Source organism: Acinetobacter junii CIP 64.5 (assembly GCF_000368765.1).
Lineage (GTDB): Bacteria > Pseudomonadota > Gammaproteobacteria > Pseudomonadales > Moraxellaceae > Acinetobacter > Acinetobacter junii.
The window spans coordinates 1,119,317-1,143,603 of the sequence record NZ_KB849655.1 but is presented as its reverse complement, the minus strand read 5'-3'; the positions used below and the strand labels follow the sequence as shown (position 1 = coordinate 1,143,603).

Annotated in this window: 19 protein-coding genes; 16 read left to right on the top strand and 3 right to left on the bottom strand. The window is 37.3% G+C overall.

The genetic code is table 11. The annotated features are described in order from the left end of the window. The first annotated feature begins 2 nt into the window (after nucleotides 1–2). Nucleotides 3–2,645: a sensor histidine kinase gene (locus tag F948_RS11015; RefSeq protein ID WP_004963794.1), complete on the top strand. Its 2,643-nt coding sequence runs from the start codon at nucleotides 3–5 to the stop codon at nucleotides 2,643–2,645. Between the two features lie 11 nt (nucleotides 2,646–2,656). Further along, a complete protein-coding gene (locus F948_RS11010) occupies nucleotides 2,657–3,361 on the top strand; it encodes a response regulator (protein WP_004963791.1) in 705 nt (234 codons plus the stop codon). 62 nt (nucleotides 3,362–3,423) lie between these two features. Here F948_RS11010 and F948_RS11005 read toward each other — a convergent pair whose 3' ends face one another. Continuing rightward, entirely contained in the window at nucleotides 3,424–4,884 is a 1,461-nt protein-coding gene (locus F948_RS11005; RefSeq protein WP_004963787.1) for a coniferyl aldehyde dehydrogenase, read from the bottom strand. Nucleotides 4,885–5,522: 638 nt separating this feature from the next. On the opposite strand from F948_RS11005, the gene F948_RS11000 reads away from it, so the two are divergent. The 8 genes from F948_RS11000 to F948_RS10965 all read left to right on the top strand — a co-directional run bounded on the left by F948_RS11000 (nucleotide 5,523) and on the right by F948_RS10965 (nucleotide 16,716). After that, complete coding sequence (locus F948_RS11000; protein ID WP_004908617.1) at nucleotides 5,523–6,860, top strand: CitMHS family transporter; 1,338 nt, start codon at nucleotides 5,523–5,525, stop codon at nucleotides 6,858–6,860. 142 nt (nucleotides 6,861–7,002) lie between these two features. After that, nucleotides 7,003–8,112, top strand: coding sequence for a porin (locus F948_RS10995; RefSeq protein ID WP_004963784.1), 1,110 nt, complete (start codon nucleotides 7,003–7,005; stop codon nucleotides 8,110–8,112). Nucleotides 8,113–8,307: 195 nt separating this feature from the next. After that, entirely contained in the window at nucleotides 8,308–8,868 is a 561-nt protein-coding gene (locus F948_RS10990) for a phosphatase PAP2 family protein (RefSeq protein WP_004963780.1), read from the top strand. A 147-nt stretch (nucleotides 8,869–9,015) separates the two neighbouring features. Then, the gene (locus F948_RS10985; protein ID WP_004963779.1) at nucleotides 9,016–10,428 is read left to right on the top strand and encodes a glutamine synthetase family protein; all 1,413 of its coding nucleotides are present in this window, start codon (nucleotides 9,016–9,018) and stop codon (nucleotides 10,426–10,428) included. A 381-nt stretch (nucleotides 10,429–10,809) separates the two neighbouring features. Beyond that, nucleotides 10,810–11,619 carry a metal-dependent hydrolase gene (locus tag F948_RS10980; protein WP_004963778.1) on the top strand — a complete coding sequence of 270 codons (810 nt, stop codon included), beginning with the start codon at nucleotides 10,810–10,812 and terminating at the stop codon, nucleotides 11,617–11,619. Between the two features lie 740 nt (nucleotides 11,620–12,359). Then, complete coding sequence (locus tag F948_RS10975; protein ID WP_004963774.1) at nucleotides 12,360–14,630, top strand: hypothetical protein; 2,271 nt, start codon at nucleotides 12,360–12,362, stop codon at nucleotides 14,628–14,630. A 212-nt stretch (nucleotides 14,631–14,842) separates the two neighbouring features. Then, the gene (locus tag F948_RS10970; protein WP_004963769.1) at nucleotides 14,843–15,799 is read left to right on the top strand and encodes a YagK/YfjJ domain-containing protein; all 957 of its coding nucleotides are present in this window, start codon (nucleotides 14,843–14,845) and stop codon (nucleotides 15,797–15,799) included. A 53-nt stretch (nucleotides 15,800–15,852) separates the two neighbouring features. Then, a complete protein-coding gene (locus tag F948_RS10965; protein ID WP_004963767.1) occupies nucleotides 15,853–16,716 on the top strand; it encodes a hypothetical protein in 864 nt (287 codons plus the stop codon). 99 nt (nucleotides 16,717–16,815) lie between these two features. Here F948_RS10965 and F948_RS10960 read toward each other — a convergent pair whose 3' ends face one another. Together F948_RS10960 and F948_RS10955 are read right to left on the bottom strand one after the other, a co-directional pair. Next, nucleotides 16,816–17,319: a hypothetical protein gene (locus F948_RS10960; protein ID WP_004963762.1), complete on the bottom strand. Its 504-nt coding sequence runs from the start codon at nucleotides 17,317–17,319 to the stop codon at nucleotides 16,816–16,818. Nucleotides 17,320–17,432: 113 nt separating this feature from the next. Next, a complete protein-coding gene (locus F948_RS10955) occupies nucleotides 17,433–18,554 on the bottom strand; it encodes a hypothetical protein (protein WP_004963760.1) in 1,122 nt (373 codons plus the stop codon). Between the two features lie 806 nt (nucleotides 18,555–19,360). On the opposite strand from F948_RS10955, the gene F948_RS10950 reads away from it, so the two are divergent. From F948_RS10950 to F948_RS10925, 6 genes are all read left to right on the top strand, one after another. Then, complete coding sequence (locus tag F948_RS10950; RefSeq protein WP_004963757.1) at nucleotides 19,361–19,669, top strand: hypothetical protein; 309 nt, start codon at nucleotides 19,361–19,363, stop codon at nucleotides 19,667–19,669. Between the two features lie 65 nt (nucleotides 19,670–19,734). Next, nucleotides 19,735–20,784, top strand: a complete 1,050-nt coding sequence (locus tag F948_RS10945) for a DUF932 domain-containing protein (RefSeq protein ID WP_004963754.1) — start codon at nucleotides 19,735–19,737, stop codon at nucleotides 20,782–20,784. Nucleotides 20,785–20,933: 149 nt separating this feature from the next. Then, nucleotides 20,934–22,076 (top strand): YqaJ viral recombinase family nuclease, encoded by a 1,143-nt coding sequence (locus F948_RS10940; protein WP_004963751.1) that lies wholly within the window; start codon nucleotides 20,934–20,936, stop codon nucleotides 22,074–22,076. A 139-nt stretch (nucleotides 22,077–22,215) separates the two neighbouring features. Then, entirely contained in the window at nucleotides 22,216–23,118 is a 903-nt protein-coding gene (locus tag F948_RS10935) for a recombination directionality factor (protein WP_004963748.1), read from the top strand. An 88-nt stretch (nucleotides 23,119–23,206) separates the two neighbouring features. After that, nucleotides 23,207–23,434, top strand: a complete 228-nt coding sequence (locus F948_RS10930) for a helix-turn-helix transcriptional regulator (protein ID WP_004963746.1) — start codon at nucleotides 23,207–23,209, stop codon at nucleotides 23,432–23,434. 294 nt (nucleotides 23,435–23,728) lie between these two features. Further along, on the top strand, nucleotides 23,729–24,286 hold the full coding sequence (locus tag F948_RS10925; protein ID WP_004963743.1) for a hypothetical protein: 558 nt from the start codon (nucleotides 23,729–23,731) through the stop codon (nucleotides 24,284–24,286). Nucleotide 24,287: the final 1 nt, after the last annotated feature.

Genomic DNA, 24,287 nt, shown 5'->3' with positions numbered 1-24,287 from the left:
CTATGCAGATCGACCGAAATAACAAAGCAGATGCATGGTTGGCACATAGCCAACGTGAACAATCTGGACGTTTAACCATTTTCTTGGGGGCGGCACCAGGCGTGGGCAAAACCTTTGCCATGTTGTCGAGAGCACATGAGTTGATGGGACAAGGTCATCATGTGCTGGTGGGCGTGGTCGAAACGCATGGTCGAGCTGATACCGAAGCTTTGATTCAAGGACTGAATGTTATTCCTAAAAAGACTGTTGAATATCAAGATCGATTTTTAGATGAAATGGATCTTGATCAAATTCTAAAGTTAAAACCTGAAATTGTTTTGGTCGATGAACTCGCACATCGAAACGTGCCCAATAGTCGTCATGAATATCGTTGGCAAGATGTGAATGAACTATTAGATGCGGGTATTGATGTGTATAGCACATTGAATATTCAGCATCTTGAAAGTTTGAATGATGTGGTCTATCAAATTACGGGCATTCGGGTAACAGAAACCGTGCCTGATGCGCTATTAAAAAGATTAAAAGATATTCGCTTGGTTGATCTTCCTGTACCTGAACTATTGGAGCGTATGAATCATGGCAAAATTTATTTAGCAGATGTCGCTCCACATGCTTTGCAAGGCTTTTTTAAGCCAGCCAATCTCACCGCTTTACGAGACCTTGCAATTCAAACGGTTGCAGGGCAGGTGGATATTGATTATCGGGAGAAATTTGTAGCTCAGGGACAAATTATTCCGATTCAAAATCATGTCATGTTAGCCATCGATGGAGCTGAATTTTCTGAAGATTTGGTCAGACGAGCACATCGGATTGCCGAAAGGAGGAATGCAACTTGGAGTGTGATTTCAATTCAAAAAAGCAAGATTGAAAACACGCAAAGCTTTGCTGTCACTAAAGCATTTAATTTGGCACGTAAGTTAGGAGCAGATACCTATTTATTGTATAGCAATCAAATTGCAGCAACGATTTTACAGGCTGCTTATGATTATGGTGCATCTAATATTTTATTGGGCAAGAGTGCAAAAAAATCTTTATGGCAACGTTTGTCTTCAGATCATATTGCTGATCAGCTTTTAGAAAAACAACATCCTTTTGAGATTACTTTTGTTCAGCCCTTAAAGTCTAAGTCACAGGAGTTAAAAAACTCACTACTTGATATGGCTCAGTCTGAGCAGAAATTTAGTGTTGACCATAAAGAATTATTAGAAAGTTCATTCATTATTTTATTGGGATTGATGATTGCTGCGATCAGTGACCGATTTATTGGATATAGTGATTTAGCATTAATCTTTATTGTCACGGTCTTGCTTGTCGCAATTCGAGCAAAAATGTTGATTACGCTTGCTAGCGTATTTATTTGTTTTTTACTCTATAACTACTTTTTTATTGAACCACGCTTCACATTTATGATTAGTGCTGAACGCGGTGTGATTACAATTATTACTTTTATTATTTCAGCACTTTTGGTCGGACGCTTAGCAAATCAATTGCGTGCTCAGGTTTTGAGTTTACGCGCTGCCAATTCAGCTTCACTACAATTACAGGAGTTAGAAAGAAAGTTATCCAGCTGTGTCGATATTCAACAGGTTCTAAATATAGCTAAGCAACACTTAGAAAGCTCATTAAACGCATATGTATGGCTAAGAGTTGCTACTCAAGTTTCTGGTGAAATCTCGGTTCTAAATGAGAAAGATCAAATCGCAGCAGATTGGGCTCAAAAAAATGTAAAACCTTGTGGACGTTTTACCAATACTTTAACTCAGACAGAGTGGTGGTTTAATCCACTGAATCTTGTTGAGAGTCATGGCGTTATTGCCATTCGTTTTCGGGACCATCCACAGGCACTCAGTTTTGAACTACAGCGTTTGACTGAGTTGATGATCGAAGATATTGCGCAAACCTTGTCTCGTGTACAGTTATCTTTGCAATTGGAAAATTCAAGAGTTGTAGCTGAAACGGAAAAGCTTCGTTCAGCTTTATTGTCTTCAGTTTCCCACGATTTACGTTCGCCGTTGGCGGCAATGATTGGCTCAGCAGACACTCTTAAATATTATGGCGAACAAATGCCTGAGATAGATCGGCATGAATTATTAGATACCATTCATATAGAAGGTGAGCGCTTAGATCGCTATATTCAAAATCTTTTGGATATGACTCGTCTAGGTCATCAAGGTTTGACTTTAAGTCGTGCTTGGATTGGTGTCAATGAGTTAATTACTTCTGCAACTGAACGTTTAAGACGATATCAACCTTATGTAAGCATTAAGACCACATGTGCTGAAAAGCTTCCTCAGTTATATGTACATCCCGCTTTAATTGAACAAGCTATTTTTAACGTTTTAGAGAATGCAGCTAAATTCTCTCCAGATAATGTGCCGATAGAGGTGAACATTCAGCAGGTTGAGAGCTATTTACAGATCGAGATAGAAGATCAAGGTATCGGCATTCCTGAAGATGAACGAGAACAAATTTTTGATATGTTCTATACCATGCAAAGAGGTGATCGGGGTAAGACAGGAACAGGGCTTGGGCTTTCGATCGTAAAAGCAATCATCGGTGCGCACATGGGAAGTATAGAGGCTCAGAATGGCAGACATGGTCATGGCACACTTATTCGAATACGATTACCACTACATCAGGATTAAATACAGTTTTTATGCCGCAATTACTCAACTCAGACATGGCGATTCTCATTATTGATGATGAACCACAAATTCGAAAATTTTTGGATATTGCTTTGCGGGCGCAAGGTTATCGAGTGCACGTTGCTGAAAATGGTATGAAGGGTTTAGAGATTTTAGCTACACGAGGTGCTGATCTTTTGATTCTGGATTTGGGGTTGCCTGATATGGATGGCCATGACGTACTTAAAGAATTGCGTCAGTGGTCTGATATTCCAGTTATTGTGCTTTCTGCTCGACCTGATGAAAACCAAAAAATTAAATTACTGGATGCGGGGGCAAATGATTACGTTACCAAGCCTTTCAGTATTCAGGAACTCTGCGCGCGTATGCGTGTCTTGTTTCGTAATAAAGCGCCAACATCAGAGCAGAAGACGGTGTTTAACGATGGGAAACTGTTTGTTGATATTGCTGAACATATAGTTCGAGTTGATAATGAAGAAGTTATTCTAACTAAAAAAGAAATACAGCTTTTGGCATTACTGATTCGCCACCAAGGAAAGATTGTTACCCAAAAACAAATCATGGCTGAGCTATGGGGTGTCAGCCACGAAGAGGATACTCACTACCTCCGAATTTTAGTTAAAAAATTGCGTACTAAGATAGGTGATTCAGCACTCACGCCATCTTATATTTTTACAATTGCAGGCGTTGGATTACGTTTTTTAGATCCAAACTAAGGAAATAACCTGTTCATTCAGTTAAAAAAAGAGAGTTTAAAACTCTCTTTTTTTTTTCAATTTTATTTGAGATTTGGATCGCCCTTTTTCAAAAAGAAATGCAAAGCGAGTTTTTGTACCCAAGTTCCGTAGGGTGGATAGAATAATTGGGTTGGGAAAAAGCGCTGACGGGTAAAAATAGTTTTTGCATGCGAAAGCTCTCGGAAACCTTCAACACCATGATAAGTTCCCATACCTGAGTTACCGATACCACCAAAAGGAGCATCATGGTTGACTACATGCCAACCCCAATCATTGATCGTCACACCACCTGAATGAGTTTGTTTTAAAATATAGTCACGTTCATTGGCATCATGGGTAAAGCAATACAGTGCTAATGGGCGTTCACCCACTTTGATGTAGGTAATCGCATCATCAATCGTATCGTATGCAACGACTGGTAAGATGGGACCAAATAATTCTTCCTTGAGAATGCGCATATCTGCTGTGCAATTCAATACGAGATGTACAGGCATACGACGAGCATCACGTTCTGGATGATATTCACCACATACAATAACCTCAGCACCTTTAGCCTTTGCATCCTCAAGTATCTCCAGCAGTCTTTTTAAATGACGATCATTGACGATGGAGGTGTAATTGCTATTTTCATCAATTGTGTTGCCATACATAGATGTGAAATGTGATTTACATTGTTCAGCAAACGCAATTACTTTTTCTTTTGGAACAAGTGCATAATCTGGTGCTACACAAATTTGCCCACAGTTGGTCGCTTTCCCATGCAGGATACGCATGGCAGCATCAGCTAATGGATAATGACGACTCACTAATGCTGGTGATTTACCGCCTAGTTCTAAGGTGACTGGGGTTAAATTCTCTGCCGCAGCACGCATCACCACACGACCGATCGCGGGTGACCCTGTGAAAACGATATGATTGAAAGGCAGGGTCGTGAATAGCGAAGGATCGGTAATTTCCTCGCCAAAAATAGCGACTTCATCTTCACTAAAAACTTCAGCAAGCATGCGTTTCATAACAGCATTGGTTGCAGGTGTGATTTCAGGTAATTTAATCATGACCCGATTGCCAGCAGCCAAGGCTGCCACCAATGGTCCTAAAGCCAAGTAAACAGGGAAATTCCAAGGTACAACAACACCGACCACACCTTTAGGTTGGTATTGGACTCTTAGTCGATTTGATAAAAAAAGTAATTCAGTACTTCGTTTGCTTGGACGCATCCATTTTCTTAGATGGCGGATCGCATGTTCAGCCTCTAGAACAGAACCAAGTAAATCGAGCAGTTTTGATTCATCGATTGATCGAGAACTAAAGTCGGTATTAATGGCTTCGGCGATGACATCTTGATAACGAATAATTTGCTTTTTTAGCTTAAATAGTTTGCTACGTCTTGAATCTAAATCGGGATATGGAAGAGCATTAAATGCGGAACGTTGTTGGTTGAAGATGTTAAAAAGTTGCTCATGAGCAGTATCGCGGTGTCCCTGAGATTCATAAAGATTCATTTTTTGTTCCTTCCATGCGTTATGTCTTTGTTTTATATCGTTTAGGATCAAACTATCTATGATTATAATTAAAATTATGATTTTAGACAGTATTCTTTTTTTGATTGTAATGTTATTCGTTAGAATGTTTTTTGAGGATTGTTTTAAATAATATTTTTATTATAAAAAATAGATTTTTAATAAATAAATCTTTTTTGGATTTTTATTCTTTTTTCGGGTGTTAAATAAAATAATTGTTTGAATATTAATCTGGTCTCGGTTGGGTGTTATTTATTCATTATATGTGTTTTTCTAATTAGGTTTATTTATTTTAATTGTTATATTAATAAAATAGTTAAAAAATAACCAATATTTGCACTATTATATTGCATAGATGTGGTAAATATATAGTATTTTTAAATGTTATTTTAACTAATTTTTTATCATTTGGTTGTATTTGTTTTTATATAAAATTATTAAAATCAATAACTTGTTTTTGATTGTTGATATTATATGTTTTTTGTTTATTTTTCATGTGAATGTATTTGTTGATTGTTATAATAAAATTAAATGAATTATTTTGATTTCTATCGCATAGAATCTCGGCTGGGTTAGGAGTTAACCAGTCACAATATTAATTATGCTAAGGATTGCTTAAAATGCTTACTTTTTTAGGTATTAGCATGATCATGTGCTTTATGTATTTGATCATGTCAAAACGTCTTAGTGCGTTAGTTGCATTAATTTTAATCCCATTCTTATTTGCAATTATTGCATGGGGATTGGGTTTTTATTTTGAAAGTCTTAGTCATATTCAATTAGCCGAGCTCGGCAATACCATGTTAGATGGTATTAAAAAACTTGCACCTACGGGCGTAATGCTTCTTTTTGCAATCCTTTATTTTGCATTGATGATTGATACAGGGTTGTTTGACCCATCGGTTAGATGGATTCTGAAGAAAGTCAAAGGTGATCCACTCAAAATTACCCTAGGAACTGTTTTTCTAACCTTATTGGTTTCCTTAGATGGTGATGGTTCCACGACCTACATGATCTGTGTTGCAGCCATGATGCCACTATATAAACGTGTCGGTATGAATCCACTCATTATGACTTGTTTGATGTTGTTGTGTAGTGGAGTTATGAATCTTACGCCGTGGGGTGGTCCAACAGCACGTGCCGCAAGCGCGCTGCAAGTGGATGCAAGTGAAGTATTCATTCCAATGATTCCCTCGATGATCGTTGCGGCTGCTTGGCTATTTTTCTTGGCTTATCTGTATGGTATGTACGAACGTAAACGTTTAGGTGTTATTGAGCTGGTAGATATTAGCCATGCTGATGATATCTCGATCTCAAAAGACCCTGATGCGCAACGTCCACATTTACGCTGGTTCAACGGTATTTTAACCTTGTTGTTGATGGCATCTTTGGTGAAAGGGATTTTACCGATGTCGATCTTATTCATGCTTGGTTTCTGTATTGCTTTGGTTGTGAATTATCCATGCGTAAATATGCAGAAAAAGCGTATCGCGATGCATGCAGACAGTGTGCTTGCAGTCGTAGGTGTAATTTTTGCAGCGGGTGTATTTACGGGTATCTTATCGGGCACAGGTATGGTTGAAGCGATGTCGAAAGGCTTCGTCGCGATTATTCCACCAAGTATGGGACCTTATCTTGCACCGATTACAGGTGTATTGAGTATGCCACTCACATTCTTTATGTCGAATGATGCTTTTTACTTCGGTGTGCTACCGATTTTAGCTGAAGCGGCTTCGCATTATGGTATTCCACCTGTTGAGATTGCGCGCGCATCGATTATTGGTCAGCCGATACACTTATTATCACCACTTGTTCCTTCAACTTATTTGTTGTGTGGTTTGGCAGCTGTGGAATTGGCAGATCATCAAAAATTCACTTTGAAATGGGCATTTATTACCTGTTGCGTATTGATGGGTAGTGCTTTGATTTTCGGTGTTTTCCCTTTTTATCATATGTAATTAAATTCTCGGAAAACTCATGTGTTGATTGAAATACATGAGTTTTCTCAAGTACTCACAATTCTTTTTTAAATCATAATTTTGCTGATATCAGCGAAATATGGGTTCTTTTTGTATTTTTTAGATGGTTAGGATGACTAGAATGAAGATGAAAATTGTATGTGCAGCGATTTTAAGTGTTGTCACTAGTTCAACATTTGCAGCACCAAAACTCTATGGTGAGATAGATGCAAGTTTAGATTATTTACCTGAAAATAATGCTAACTCATCTGATCGCGATGTATGGAAAATTAATAGCAATAGTTCATTTTTAGGCATTAAAGGCGAAGAAAAATTATCTGATCGTTTGAGCGCTGTCTATTTAGCAGAGTGGGCATTTTATGCTGATGGCGACAAGACTGATTGGTCTCAAAGAAATCGTTATATTGGTTTAAAAGATCAGCATTTAGGAACTATCAAAGTCGGTAAGCATAATACTCCGCTCAAAGAGTTATCTAGTCCTGTCGATAGTTTTAATAACTACATAAGTAATAAAGCCGATATCACAGGCATTATGACAGGAGAAAATCGTGTCAATAATGTGCTGGTGTACGACTCTCCAGAGCTTGCTTTTCAAGGCGGTAATATTGAAGCCAGTGTTTTGTTGGCTACTGGCGAGAGTCGAGGTATTGAAGATGATAAACGCGGTGGTGTAAATACGGCTGGACGTGGATTAGGGGATGCATGGTCTGCTTCTTTGAGTTATAGCCATCCATTATTTTTACTTGGCGTTGGTTATGACAAAGCTATTCCAAGTGATTTTTTGGGACACGGTTTATTAAATGCAAAAGATACAGAAACCAATGTAGATGAGGTTTTTGCAGCGGCAAATACATTACGATTGATTGGTCGAATCACACCTGTTGAGGGATTGATGATCAAAGCTCTTTATCAAACTTCTGAGGTTGAAAATAAACTTGGAAATGATGAAGCTGCTGCAAATATTGATAATTCTAATGGTTGGTTGATTGGTGCTGAGTACAAAGTACCAAATTATGCCAATTGGACAGTCAAAGCTCAGTACAGTCAGAATTCGACTTCATTTAAAACAGAACAGGCAGATTTTGATGCTCAGCAAATGTTGTTGGGTTTAGACTATGCTTTCAACAAACAAGTTAAAGTCTACGGATATACAGGTTACTCAACTTTTGAACAGGCTGATGCTAAGGATAAGCAACCTGTTGTGGGTACTGGCTTAGAATTTAAATTTTAAATCGATAAGACATTCTTGCAAATAGTTCTAAATGTTTCTATTTGCAAGAATAATTCTCAGTTACAAAAGTAAGTTTTTGATATCAATAATAATGTGAATAGTAAAGTATAATGATTTCATCATTCTTTCATCTTACTTGCCTAGATTAAAACGAGTTTCTTTGTGATAGATATCAAGACCGTGGATAAACATAATATGATCTTTGAGGAAACAAATATTTATTTGTTTCATAGTATCAATTCACTTGCGACCCAATTCCCTATCATAGACAAGATCGCAGTTTTTTTAGCGGATGATCTAAATACTGTTTTTATAAGTTTGCTGGTTTTGATGCTGGTTCTAAAATGGAAAACACATCATCTAATCTTTGCTAAAACCTTATTTATAGTGCTTATCTCTTTGATATTAAGTGACTTAATCGAATATTTTTATCATCATCCACGTCCATTTCAGTTGGATTTAGGACATAAGCTGATAGGGCATGGCTTGAGTTCATCTTTTCCTAGTCAGCATACGCTAACCGTTGTCATTATTGCATTTGCTTATCTACTTGCTGGATTTAAGACAATTGGAATTATTGGCTTGTTCGTCAGTCTGGTTGTTGGTTTATCTAGAATTTATGTCGGTGTTCATTTTCCATTTGATGTGGTTGGTTCGTTTTTAATCGGCTTTTTACTGGTTGTTTTTAGCAACTATATGTTGAAAGAAATGAGCTTGCGTATAAGACGAATGAGGCTACAGCAGTTGTTTGATTAAATTGAAAATGCGATTTAATATTCATTTTATCTTTTTGAATTTATGATTTTTTTACTGGATAGGTAAAATAATTTATAAAGTCTTTACGTTACAACTTTTGTTGCATTCACTAAGCTGATTAGATCGAAATAACTTAGGTCTATAGCCATGAGTGCAGCATTAGCTGAGATAAATTCTGCGACTAAAATTAATAATAATCTTCAACCCTTAGTTGCACGCACTAGGGTTAATCACTCCATTCATAATTACAGCTTCCTCAATGAAGTGGATAGCTATTTAGATACTTATCCTAATACTAAGCACATCGATATTTTCCTTTATGATCTCAATGGGCATTTACGAGGCAAAAGGATAGATATCAGTTGTCTCAAAAGCTTAGATAAGGGTTGTTATCTACCGCTGTCTATTTACGCCATGAGTTTGGATGGAAATGTTGTTGAGGAAACTGGACTAGGCAAGTTTGTCGGTGAACCAGATTATTTATGTGTACCTGTGTTGGGATCATTACATCCCAATCCTATAGATCCACATATCAATGCTCAGTTACTTTTAACAATGAAAGAAAATAATTTACAAGCTTGTCGTTATGAACCGCGCAATATTTTAAAGAAATTGCTGAATCAATTACATCAGTTAGATTATTTTCCATGTATCGCTGCTGAGCTTGAGTTTTACTTACAGCCTTTATCCCAAGAGAGCCTAAAGTCAGCCATCCCTAAACAATGTTTTGATTTAAACCCACATGCTGATATACAAGCAGTGTTGGATGAAATAGAAATGATTGCTCAAATACAGGGAATACATATTACTGGAATCGTTTCTGAGTCATCGTCAGATCAGTATGAAATTAATCTGCCGCATGGAACTGATATTTTGAAGCTCTGTGACCAAATCTTGATGTTAAAACGGAGTATTAAACAAGTTGCAAATAAACATGGCTTTAAAGCTAATTTTTTAGCAAAACCAGATTTGCATAAAGCAGGGAGTGGAATGCATTTTCATATGAGTTTACTTGATGCTAACAAACATAATATTTTTAGCTGTTCTGAGCGTGACTTTGCAAAGCCATTATTGAATGTAATCAGTGGATTAATTCATTTCATGCCAGATTCTATGGCGATCTTAGCCCCCAATTTCAATTCATATCGCCGATTTAAGTTAGGTCAGCATGTTCCTTTGGAAGCAAACTGGGGTTGGAATAATCGTAATGTCGCACTGCGCATCCCATGTGCGGATTCTGAAAATCAAAGAATCGAATATCGAGTAGCTGGAGCCGATTGCAATCCGTATTTAGCAGTCGCCATCATATTAATGGGAACGCTGCATGGCTTAACTCACATATCAGCAATCCCTAAATCGGTTAATCAATCTAAGCAGATTGGTGAACATTATTTTCTTCCGACAGAACAAATGGATGCATTGAAGAGATTTAAAGCTAATCATTGGATGAGTGAATATTTAAATCAAGATTTTGTTGCATTGTGGTGTACTGTTAAACAGGCAGAGTATCAGCATGTCTTGAGTCAGATCACTGCTATTGAAAAAAATTGGGATATTTAAGTCATCACATAATTGATGTCGGACTCAAAAAAACTGCTAAATGCTTTAATTGGAACAGCATTTATTTAGGCATAGCTTTTTAATGAGTTAAATTTAGGCGCAAAACTCTATGAATTTTAAGCCAAAGCGCATCGAAGGACATAACAAGTCTTTATAGGACAAATAACACTGATATATGAAAAACAAATTGACAGCATTCAGAAGAGGCTATAATTTAATCATTAGTTCTTATTTGGAACTTTGTATAGCCTCTATTTAATTTCAAATAGATGAGCTAATGTTTTGATTGAAGTTGTAGATCAATAAAAGATGTAAGTCATAAGACTTGCTGATGTGATTTAGTGTTTGCTTACAGAAAAGTTATGCGTGAGGAGAGCGATGATGTCAAATGATGTGAATACAATTACAGTACGCCAAACGCAATTCAAAGCCGAAAAAATTACCACACAATACACTGAATCTACTTTGATGTCACATTTTCTCACAGCTCTGTCCATGAGCTTCCCACAGGGTGAACGCTTTTTTGTAGAAACCGTCCGAAATGTGCGTGATCAAATCCATGATGAACAGCTACAAAAAGATATCTCAGGTTTTATTGGGCAAGAGGCGCATCATGCGCGAGCACATGAGCAGTTTAATCAACTGGTGCAAAGCAATGATTATCATCTAAAAAAGTTTGAAAAGGCTTATGAGCAGGAAATGATCCGCCTAAGAACTTTAAGTCAGCGCCGTCAATTGGCTGCTACAGTTGCACTTGAGCATTTTACGGCGATGATGGCAGGTTATATGCTTGAATATCCAAATATTATGTTTAAAGGCTTATCTGAAAATATGAAGAATCTTTGGCTTTGGCATGCTGTTGAAGAAATCGAACATAAGCATGTGGCATTTGATGTATATCAGCAAGTCTTTGCCAACTTAGCTCAACGCCGTAGAAGTATGCGAACAATTACGGTGGGATTCATCAGTAGCACGATCATAATGACAGGTCATTTAGTCTGGCAAGATCGAAAGAATACTTTATATTCACCGAAGCAGCTGTTCAAGAACACACAAACACTTTTGGGTCTTGTCCACATGATGTGGCGTTTACTACCTGACTATTTAGCATTTTATAAAGCAAGTTTTCATCCATCTGAGATTGATCAGCAGGATTTATTGATAAAAGCGAGAGCTTTATTAGCTAGCTAATTTAGTGATTGAGATTTAAAAGAAATGTATTTTTTAGCGTTTGCTTGGTGAATAATTTACGGCATAAAAATGCGTATCTAATTTTGATTTTGGATTTTAAAAATCTTAAATGATTTATCAACTTTTACTTCAATATACAAGTTGATCTTTTTATGCAGGGTATGAATTTCTATCTCACTGGCGTAGACCATATTAAAAAATATTGACTTCAACAGCTAAATGGTGCGCTCAGCGGGACTCGAACTATAATTTTATTTATTTGAATTATTTGATAATTATTTATGCGGTAATGGTCTGTTACCGCATTATTTACCGTAAAAATAATATGATCATCCACTAGTCTTTTCTCGGAGCCTTAATTTGGTAAATAATTATTAGCTTGATTTAAATCATTATAACAAAAAATAATTTTTAAATGGACTGGTTATCTTTGGAGTAACTAATGCTTAAAGATGAATTGAACTTTTCTTCGATTTGTTTCAAAAGTCAAACTGAAAACTAATTATAAGCCTAATTCCCGCATTCCTTGATCTGTCAATCCAAACTTTCTTTAGTTCAGTGCTATTGTCTTTTTGCTGAATTTTAAACTCAAGGAAAAACTAGACATAAGTGTAATTAGTAAGAATAAAATATATATTTTTTGAGATGATATGATGTGATTAATAGGATTCTAATTCATTGTTTTTTATTTTTAATAATTGTATATTCAATAGTTTATTGTTATTTTTTCTGAATTTAATATGTATATCAATAAAATGGATGTGTTTAAGCTATTCAGACTGCGGACCCATCACTCATATGCAGAATTGTCACAAGAAGAGCAGGATAGAACGACCTTTTTTAAGGAGTCTGTTGAGGTCTTGGAAAATTACTCCAAATTCATAGAGGATGTTTTAGGTGAAAAAAGTTCGGTATTAAAAGAATTCGAACTGAATCATAGAAATGAGGATGGTGATTTTGGTAAGGATGCTTATCAATATTTTGATCAGCTTAAGATCTTGCCAATGTTCATTCCAAGATTGGGTTATAAGTTAGGTCAGGATATTCTTCCCTCTGGGCTATTTGAGTTTTTAGTAAAAATAAAAGGTAGTGAAAGCTCGTATTTTTTGGATAAATCGCCTAAGCAAAATTTCTCTCCTAGACAAATAAGAAAACTAATTAATTGGATTAAGGGGAGTAAAAGAAGCATTTCTTGGAATGGAGTTGCTGATGATAAAATATGTGTAAGTGAGTTATATAGGCTATGTAGTTGCTTTGATGAAATCATTGCATATCATCAAAATATAAGAATTTTATGTCTAGATATTCGACTTAAAAACAATCATACAGATAATTACGAAAACTTTGATGAAGATTTTAGACGTATTAATTGGGGGTATACGGGTAAAATTCATCATTATTTGAATGACTTCCCTGATTTTTTACATGGGTTTTTTAAATATGAAAATGATCATCAGCATGGTTTGAATTTACATTGCATCTTATTCTTTGATGGGAAAGGAAAGCTAAGCACAAAGGCTAAAATCGAGCAACTAAAAGAAAAAATTATACAAGATAAGTTTGAAACAGGCGTAGAGATTAGCGACTGGTTAGCAGAATCCAAGAAAATCACTAAGCAGGATTTCTCAAAAATTTCATCCCATCAACAAGAACTTATCCAGCAGTTCAAAACTTGGATTTTGGGTTACTATGCTTATATCGATAGAATTATAAAGCTGGACTATAAAGATAGCCAAAATGAATCTTTGTCAATCAATGGTATCTTTTGGAAGCAAGATCGGTCTGAGCATCTTGATCCTCATGAAGCATATCGTCAGCACATTGAATTTTGGCAAAAACTTATTGAAGGTAAGAATCCTCAGAAAATCTGGCAGTATCAAAATCTTAGTCGGGATGCAATTGAACGAATAAAAGTTACCGAAATTGTTTATAAGGAATACGCAAAATCGGATACAAGATTTACAGACTTGGCTGAGGTTGGGTTACGCCTAGAGATTTTTATTGAAAACTTATTGGTTTCTAATGGAGGTCTTTTTGATTTTCCACGTCAATGGAATGAGTTTAATCCGTTAACTACGGATGAGCTGACTTATTCGATCACTAGATCCTGCCAACAATATTTCAGTCTACTTGATGAGCAAGAAAAAATTAAGAGATTATTCGACTACTCATCTGATGGTATGGCGAGCCTATTCCTTACAAGTACTGCGATACAAATCAGATCATTTTTTTCAAAAATACAAGATGGTGGTAAGTTTAATTTAGATTTACAAAAAATCGATGAGTTAAATATTAAAAGTCTAGCATTGAAAAAAAGATATCAAGTGCAAACTTTTCATGATGGTAGGCTTCAGATACGGACCAATCAAGTTTCTCAAAATTTTAATAAAGTTGAGGCAAATATTGTTCAGCACAAAGTCTGTGCGAGACGTTATGTAACAGCAACTGATTATATCGATCATCTGTTTACGCAAGATCTAGTGGTGTATAGGGTGCAATTTAGATTGGAAAAATACAGGAGTGGCTTACTTCAAGAGGAGTTTTCCAAGCTTTTTACCAGTTTTGTACGTTTTGCTAAACGATCCAAGCCGCTTTCGATGGGCGTAGGATATTTAGGAAGCTGGAATATCGGTTATGAAAATAGGATATTTGCTGATGTATTATTTTTCTTTCCCAGAACAAAAATTAAGCAATCCGATAAAATAGGGGAATCTATAGTAGAGTATTGGGATAGATTTCTTTATAAACACATACAAACTAAAATTAATTGTGAGCCTCAAGATATTATCAATAGTTCGAAGTCGATTGAGATATTTTTATCTCAACCAGAATTTAATTCAAAATTCGTAATATTTGATGCTAAGAACAGAAAAAAGCAAAACCTGTTCAAACAAACAGTCATCAAATATTTAGCCTACAATGAGATTTTCCAACCAAGACCAGTAGTCCCTATTAGGAAGGTATTAATCAAGGGGTCAAAGGTAAATATTGAAAAAAGTGCTAAAAACTAACTTTAGCTTATCCTGATTCAGTATTTTCATTGGGTAAAGGTAAGGTCAGCATCTCAAACTATTGTCGAATGGTTCATCACTCTTAGCAGGTTATTAAAGTTATTATATACTTATCAATATCTTAAATGATTATTTGCTCATAAATATGCGACATAATTAATAAATTACAGATCAGTCAGTGATATGAATCCTAACATGATGAGTATCACGACATGAATTTGACTACAGTTATTTGGAATGAATCCAGTGTTTGTACTGCGATTGAAGACTTTGTTTACGATGTCTGTTTTGAACAGATGGGTGAACAACAATTCAAACAAACACTCAGTACATTATATGAAGCCTTTCAGTACTTCTATTCAGCACAGATTCACTACACGAAATCCATCCAATATTTTATTCAGTGTAAGTATTGGATTGATCATTTTCTAAATGGTCAATCTGCAACACATATCTTGAATTTTAATATTCAACAGGTTCAAACCCTATACTCTGTACTTGGCCGATATCGAAATGATTATTGGAATGAGCATGCTCGTTTTATTCAGCAAGAAGAGCAGAATCGAAGGTCACTGTATCAGTATCTGACTAAACTCATGACACATTATTCTGAACTGTTATTTGTACGTGTCGATTTGGGTTATCTCAAAGAGCAACAGGTTTATATTGGTATCGAGAATGTTCAACAGCATATGAGTATTTTGAGAAATCGTATAGCCAATCAAGATGGTTGTTTCATGGGGTTACAAGGATATGCATGGGCATTAGAGCAAGGCGTAGATAAAGGCTACCATTGCCACTTATTGCTGATTTATGATCCATCGAAACGGCAAAATGACTGGTATCTTGCTGATCAGGTTTGGCAAATGTGGAACAGTATTACGGGTAATATCGGCATACACTTTAATTGTAATACTACGGAACATAAGCAGCAGTTTATGCGGAATGATCGCTTAGGGGTAGGACCTATTCGATGCGATAACCCCGTGGAAGTAACGAATGCCTTGAATGCTGCTATGTATCTGGTCAATCCTGAAAAGTATGCACAGCATCTACGAGCAAAGATACCGTATATGCGTAGTTTCGGGACAGGTCAATTTGAAGTGCATTGGCGTAGAGGTGTTGCCCAAACCTTGCAGCGATGTGGATTTAAATCAAACAACGATTAAAAAACTACGGCAATCCTAGTGATATGAACAAATAACCTAGGATGTGTTTTCTCATGACGACCTACAACGAAGCTCAAACCTTTTGTGAAATTGAAAAATTTATCAAGGATGTGGTGGATGACCAAATCAGTTGTGAACAATTCAAGCAACAAATTGTTCCTTTAATCATCAAGTCTAGACGTTTTTTTATTGCTGGTTATGACTATGTTGATTCCATCATTATTTTTAAGCAGATTGAACGAGCCTTGTTTCAAGCCAATAAATTTAAGCTGTATGAAAATATTAAAGACCTACCTGATCATGTCATTCAGTTGATGATTGCCGATATTCAGTCAAAATCTGAATTGATACAGCATGGTCATCAATACGATCAGAAGCAGAATAAATCTGAAATGAAAAAGGTTGAACGTTTCTTCTTGGATTTAGTACAAAACAAGGACTGCTTAATGATCTTTCCAATGCGGTTGGGTATCAGGGAAGATGTATCGTCATTAGCATTTCACGAATTTGAATGTTATGTCTATGCCTTGTTGAGAGAGGTTAGGGCAAGGGAGATCAATTTATTCCGTTGCATCCATTCAGTGATTTGGAAAATGAAACATCATCCTGATCGGGGTTACTACCTCCAGATCTACTTCATTTATGCAGGACAGGCACAGGACACGACTTTATCTGACCATGCCAATAAATTGGCAGCGAAGTGGGAAGAACTCAGTAATGGTTATGGTGAAGCCCACATTGAGGAGCAAGCCAAGAAAGGCTGGTTCGTGAATTGTCAGGATGACAGGCAGATTCAACGTACCTTGCAATTGCTCAAGAGTGATTTCAATGCGAATAGTAAAAATCATTATTTAAGGGTGATGCGAACTCGTCGCAAAACTTTTGACTGTGAACGCATCCCTTTAAAGCTGAATTAATTTTGTTCAGAAAAATCAAGCGAGTTGTCATCGAATAATGGTCTAAGAAAAACAATGCGCTTAGACCACTAATCCACTGAAGCATGAATGGACGAATGCCTAGAAATTATAGGTATAGGTCAAGCCACTGCTGGTCGTGATGGTCACTTCACGGACATATTCAGCCGAACAGCCTAAGTAAACTTTTGCTACCGAACCATAGCGCATATTCTGGTAATCGTAAGTACCTTTACTTCTACAATTGCCACGGTTGATTAACACACCTGTAATGGTGGTTGGAGCATCGTTCAAGGACATGATGTTTAACAAATCGCTATAGCCTGTCATGGAGTATTGTGATTCTTCACGACGGACACGGACTTCAAACTGTTCCTGTACAGTGGGTTCAGCCACTTCCTCAGCATTATATGACTCATCTTCCAAAAAGGATTTATCAACGGGTGGAAAATCATCTTCGGATTGATGAGTCGTTTCAGTAGCATCAGCATTGCTATGCTCGCTTGTTTGAGTGTCTTTAGGTTTTGATGCATCATTGCCTGAATTACATGCGGTTAAAGTCAGCAGCAACACACTGGATAAAACAATAGATGGAATAAAATTCATTACACATGCCTATATTTAATCGAATATTGTGATCTACAGGGTTGGGCGAAAGCCCAACTCTGTGTATTTAATGGTTTGGTCAATCAATTTTTTACTTTTTATAAAAGTGGGAATTACTCATCGATCTTTTTAAATACCTTTTCGATCGGCGTGTAGTTTTCCAAGCTAAAATCAAAAGGAATTGGCTTTTTCAGCGACACATCAAATTGCTTTAATCGAGCATTTTCTATGCCGTTGAAATGTTTGCGTTGAAAGGACATGGTACTCGGTTCAAGGATTGCGATCGGCTCATTTGCAGAATCAGCTTGAGTAATATTGGTTTGATAAATGACTAAGCTATCTAATTCCAATTTATGGTTATTGAAGTTGAAAATATAACCGACATACTTTTGTCCACCAGCCATAATGATATTTTGTGCTAACTCAGGCGTAGATGGGGCAGTGAAATTCACAATAAGATCAGATGAGAAATTCATATTCTCAAAATGTAATTGTTTCGAGTCAGCATCGTAATAAACAAAGTTATCAATCGAACCATTTGGTCGATCATTGGGTGTATAGCTGCTCGGCATGAACTGACTTTGTGAAGAAGTCGCATTTAAACTGAGTTCTAAAAGCTTCAAGTCATAATTTAGATGGGTATTTTTTGTATCCAATTCTTTTTGAAGTGTCTGAATACGTTGTTGATATTGTTCGGTACTTTCAAATTGATCTTTTTTTGGTGGAATGACCTGCATTGTCGATCTTATATAATTGATGGCTGTATCATGCGCTGCACGTATGGAATAGTCGTCACCTAAAGCAAATGTGAATGCAGGAAACTGTTGACCTGGATGACCGATCACTAAAACCTGATTGTTTTTTAAAGCCAGCACATTTCTTAAATCATTGAGAACAGACTGGAAATGTACGCAATTTGCACAATAGTCAGCCACATCCGAATTTTCAGCAAACATCTGTAATCCAGAGATGGTTTTATACGGCGGATAAAAGGAAAAATAACCCTCGTCTTTGATGAGTTCCTGAAAGTTTTCTCCAGTCTTTGTTAGCGGAGGTGTAATTTGATTTCGAGCGATAATCAAAGGAGAAGAAACAGCCTGTCCAGGGGCAGCATCATTCAATGACATTTTTTCGATCTTTTGAGAAAGCTCTTCTTTCTGTACATCATCTTGTTGTGGTTTTGAGCAGCCGACCAACGCAAGGCTGGTGAGCAGCGCAATTGAAACGTATTTCATCCTATTATTTCCCCATCCAATATTTTTAAATTTTTTTAAAATGAATTATGAAATTGACTGTAATTTCAAATACATTCTGCTTGGCTGTCATAGGCTCTAGCTAGGCTGTTACAGAGCACAATAAGGACAATCCGAATAAGCGGTACAGCACGTTCCATGATTTTTATCCAGCACAAAACACCACTGACCAAAAAGGATGCAGTAGTTAATTAATGCCTTGAATCAATCAGGGCACAGTGAAAGCATGTGATAAATGAATTGGAATGAAATGCCGAAGAGGCGGAGAAAGTGCAGGTGAATAAAGCACAGTAAATTGCATTATGGTTGACTCCTTGGAATTACAAGAAGTTCTGCCGAATCACTGTCAATTGATTATGGTGGCAGAACGAAAGGGGGTTGACAGACTGGGATCCAAGGAACCAGCACGCACGAGGCGTCCCCCTCTCGCCCTACCATAGAAAAAAGGGGGACGCGAGGGTTCCCACAACATACAAAATTACTTTCATATATCGTGCTGGATCTGCGGTCTGTCAAAACCGACTGACAATGTAGGTCAGCCCTTGCATCATAATCGTTGCTAAAAAACAGGTCAATTGATCTGTTTAAGCATCATTCAAAAATCACCTAAAACTGATGATAAAAAACGCATTCTAAAAAAATACAAATACATAGCATCTAAATGAGAACGGTACGTCTCCATTTGAGACCGCACCAATACATGCTTCAGTTACATCGCAATCATTTTGCCTGCTTCCCTCAGCAGGTTTTTTTTATTTCGCTCATTTTTTATTACAGGAATTATTCAGATGAGTTTGCCATGTCCTTATTGCCAGTCTAGAGAGACGGTAATGCTTGAATCAACCCAACATTTACCCAGTACCTCAACAAATAACTCTATCTCCAATAGTGTGATGTCACCAATGGCACTTGCCACATTAGGTGTCAGTGTTTCCAAAAGTCTGAATATTCCTCCGATTGCAGGCGCACTCGTTGGAGTGCTGATCGGTGGTATCTGGATGTTGATCACTGAAGATGAACAGCAACAACCCATTTCTCGCAGGCAGTATTACTGCAACAACTGTGACCGCAGCTTTAGCCCAAATTTACGCAATTAAGCATTTATCAAAATTCACAAACCAAACCCTTTTACCCATTTAAAATTGATACAGGAATTATTCTTATGGCACATTTAGTTGAAACAATGGCATTCACTGGACAAACCCCTTGGCATGGCTTAGGTAATCAACTTACCCCAAACCAACCGATTGAGGTCTGGGCACAGCAGGCAGGCATGGATTGGCGGATTGAATCCTCGGATGTCAGTTACATGGCTCAGAATCATCGGGGGCAGAGCATCATCATGCCTTTTGAGGAACAGCGAGTACTGTATCGTTCAGATACCCATGCTCCTTTATCTGTGGTCAGCCAAAGATTTCAGGAAGTTCAGCCCAAAGAGATTTTAGAATTTTATCGGGATCTGACTGAACAATCAGGCTTTGAACTGGAAACCGCAGGCGTGCTCAAGGGCGGTAAGAAATTCTGGGCACTGGCACGAACAGGGCAAACTTCCGCCTTAAAAGGTAAGGATGTCAGTAATGGCTATATTTTATTGGCAACCGCTTGTGATGGCACGCTTGCCACGACAGCCCAATTTACCAGTATCCGAGTGGTATGTAATAACACTTTGGCGATTGCCCTCAAAGGACAGAATACCAATACAGGTATTGTCAAAGTCCCTCACAGTACCAAATTCGATGCCGATAAAGTCAAACATCAACTTGGTATTTCAGTCCGTGCATGGGATGAACACATGTATGAAATGAAGCAACTGAGCCAGCGTAAGGTGACTCAGCAGGAAGCTGCTGCCTACTTTGACGCAGTATTTAACAATACTAATTTAAGCAGTGTCGAACAGGATGAAAGCATCATTCAGTTCTACCGCAATGCAGCGACGACGAATCAAGCCAACTCATCCCGATCAGACAATAAAACTGAACAGAATGGACGTGCCATGTCAAAAGTCATGACCATGTTTAACGGACATGGGCGTGGGGCAGAACTGAGTTCAGCCAAAGATACCGTTTATGGATTACTCTGTTCGATCACCGAATTCACCGATCATGAACGCCGAGCCATGAGTACCGATCACCGACTCGATTCTGCATGGTTTGGAGCAGGGGCAGCCATTAAGCAACGTGGCTTAGAACAAGCACTTCGAATGGTTGCCTAAATTCAGTTTCAGTTAAACCTTCTACATTAGCCTAAGCATACGGTAACACCGTACAAGCACAGCAACATCTTTAGCCGCACTCTCAGATGCTGCTTTTTTTATGCCCAAAATTCAGCTTTTACACTTTTACCGATACAGGAATATTTCTAATGAATAGCCATACTCAAATTCAAAACACTTTAAATCATCCACCATTACAGCCGTATTCACCAAACCTGAATCTACCCATCCAGAACTCATTGACTCAACAGGTTGAGGTAGGAACCCGAACCAAACGAGACCGATCGAATACGCAACCACGAAAAACCAAAACCGCTGTGGCGAAACGTCTCGCCAATACCAAGCAGATGAATTACCAGCAATGGCTTGAAGTTCGAAAGCAGGGTATTGGTAGCAGTGATGCCGCAACCGCCTGTGGACTGAATCCGTATATGTCGATGCTGGAACTATGGATGATCAAAACAGGGCGAATGCAACAAAACATCGAGGATGAAAGTGCAGGCTATGCGCCCTTGTATTGGGGTAAACAACTCGAACCTTTAGTCGCTGAGTACTACAGCATGCACACCAATCATAAAGTTCGTCGAGTCAATGCAGTGCTACAACATCCTGATGAAGACAAGCATTTTATGCTCGCCAATTTGGATTATGCCGTGGTAGGTAATGAAGAGGTGCAAATTCTTGAATGTAAAACCGTAGGGGAATATGGAGCAAAACTGTGGCGAGATGGCGTACCGCTGTATGTGCTGTGTCAGGTACAGCATCAATTGGCGGTGACAGGCAAACAGGCAGCGCATATCTGTGCCTTGATCTGTGGACATGAAACTAAAATCTATAAGGTCACACGTAATGAAACGGTGATCCAGCACATCATCAATGCAGAACGTCACTTTTGGCAATGTGTTGAAACAGGTATTCCGCCCAGTGTCGATGCCTCTGATTCAACAGCTAAAGCTTTGCAACAACTTTATCCTGAACAGATTCCATTATTGGTAGAAGACCTGACTCAAAATGAACAAGCCAACTATTTATTTAACCAATTGTTAGAAGAGCGACATAAGGTTGAACAACATCAGCAGTATTTTGATGAACTCAAACATCAACTACAAATGATGATGAAAGAAGCAGAGCGAGCGGTATTTACAGGTGGTTCAGTGACATGGAAGAAATCACAGGACTCCATCAGTCTAGACAGTAAATCCTTGCTTAAACAGCACCCTGAATATCTACAGCAATTTCCACAGACCAAAGCAGGCACACGAAGATTTCAGATTTATCCGAATGGTGGATAAAACGGATATTACTGACATCCACAATTCATTATCCAACTACCATGATCCCATACCCCAAACAAGTATGGGTTTTTTTATGCCCAAAATTTATTTATCCAAATTTAAACGCCATTTCAACATCTATATAGAGGACATCACCATGATTAAAGGTTTAGCAATCACTCCACCAGTGTTGGGTCGTATCAGTATCGGCAAGATTGTCGAAAAGAACGGTAAACGTCTGCCTGAAAAGGATGACCAATTTACCATTACTAGCCAAATCCAAAATAAGGATGGCTGGGTCAAACATCCACTGGATGAACAGCTTCGAGCAAAAGCGCCGAATCAAAACCAAAAGCTAAGAAGCATTCCTGTCCGTATGATCTTCAATGATCCTGAATTGAACCTACGGGCAGAGTACAGTCTATTTGACCGCCAGACTGGACGTTTAATCTGTTCAGGCAATGGCGAAACCTGCCAGCGACTCGGACAGAATGGTATTGAGCAACATCCATGCCCATCACCTGATCTATGCCCACTGGCACAAGGTGGGCTGTGCAAGCCTTATGGACGGCTCTACGTCAACCTAGATGAATCAGATGAGTTTGGCACCTTCATCTTTAGAACCACAGGCTTTAATAGTATTCGTACTTTGGCCGCTCGACTTCGTTACTATCATGCAGCATCAGGTGATTTGCTTTCGTGTTTGCCATTGCAATTAACCTTAAGAGGTAAAAGCACAACTCAAAGTTATCGTACTCCGATCTATTATGTGGACTTGACCTTACGTGATGGTGTGAACTTAAGTGAAGCCATTACTTCAGCCAAACAGATTGATGAGCAGAGCAAGGCAGCAGGGTTTTATCAGGAGGCGTTGGATCATGTGGCACGGCAGGGTTATGGAAATGCCAGTTTTGAGGTTGGTGGTGAAGAGGGGCTGGATATTGTTGAGGAGTTTTATAACGATGAATCTAAAGCAGAACAGTCTCAACAAAATCCTGATTTGACTCATGTTCAGGATATTCAGAAAGGGTTGCAGCAGTCAGTTCAGGCTTTGAATTGATTGGGTGGAAGCAGGACGTTTTTTCTTACAGCGATCTCTATTATTTGAGCGAAATTGCGCTCGCATCATTGATTGGGAGAAAAACATCATGAATGCGTTCACAGGTCAAACTTTTCAGATGCATAAACTTATTAGCATTAAACAAGTTGTAGAGTATACAGGTCTTAATCGTTCCACTGTTTATGAAATAATGAATGAAAAATCTCCATACTACGATCCTACTTTTCCAAAGAAAATTAAAATGACACAAAATCGCATTTGTTGGTCAGTGAGGGAAATAAATCAATGGATTGAATCTAAAATGGTACAAAGATAAAGAGAGTTTCGACTCTCTTTTTTTTGTAATTTTAAAGTGATGAGAATCACATTATATATTGAATTTGTTTAATTTGTCAAAATAAATATACTTGTCTGTATAGATTAATAAAAAAAATAAAGTAATACTAAAAGATGAAAAACCTACATAAATTTTATATCTCAATTTTTGCTATTTTTTTAGACAGAGAATAAATAGGTAGCATTGTCGAAGATTGAACGAATTTAAAAGTAGAAAATTGAGTAACCTTTAAAAAAAGGGATTTTATTAGTACCTCGTGCCTAGGAGTTTTTAATGGGTAATGATAAGTATGCTTTAGATTTGCTAAAAGAGTTGTCTCCTTTTAAACAAAAATATTTTTTTCTGATATTTGTTCCTTTTATGATATCTATATCAGTCTTTATCCCATACGATGATTACTCTGGAATCAGTATAAAGTCTCAAACTTCATTTTTGGATGAAAAAGCTAAAATTTTAACAGATACATTTTTATTTATGACAATTTTTATGAGTCTATATATTTTTATAAAGTATAGATTTATAGGGGTTTCTAGAGAGCTTCATAATCGGATGTTAAAAGCAATAAATTTTGTTAGTTTCAAGCAGAAAGAAAAAGAAACAGGAGTATATCTCAAAAATATGTCTTGGTTTCTTTGTTTTATATATTTTTTGCTATTTATAAAAATGTTTTTTACTTCAGCATCAGATTCACCAAAATATTACTGGATATATGGGTCTGGAACTTTTACTACGATTATATATTCGCTTTTTTTTTATGCTGTTTTTCTAAGTTTTACAATATTAATAGTTTGGGCATTTGAGATCAAACATTATCTACATAGGATTAAATAAA